We start from the raw sequence: 255 nt of genomic DNA, 5'->3' as shown, positions 1-255 counted from the left end.
ACCGCGTCGAACAGATCGTCTTCGCCGACGGCACCGTCTGGGATACCTCCGTCCTCGCCGCCGCACCCTGGGAAGTCCTCACCGACCCCATCGTCGGCACCGACTACAACGAGAGCATCAGCGGGCGAAACGGCGGCGACGAGGTCATCGAGGCCCGTGCCGGCAACGACTACCTCTACGGCCTCGACGGCAATGACGTGCTGCGCGGCGAAGCCGGCACCGACAGCCTCTATGGCGGCAACGGCAACGACACCC

At 67.5% G+C, this 255-nt stretch carries 1 protein-coding gene; it reads left to right on the top strand.

From position 1 onward, the window contains the following. A partial coding sequence (locus tag GPA25_RS23775; RefSeq protein ID WP_281357767.1) for a calcium-binding protein occupies window positions 1-255 on the top strand: 255 nt, incomplete at both ends.

The organism is Aromatoleum diolicum, from assembly GCF_012910955.1.
In the GTDB taxonomy this organism is placed as follows: Bacteria; Pseudomonadota; Gammaproteobacteria; order Burkholderiales; family Rhodocyclaceae; genus Aromatoleum; species Aromatoleum diolicum.
This window is presented reverse-complemented; position numbering and strand designations above follow the sequence as displayed.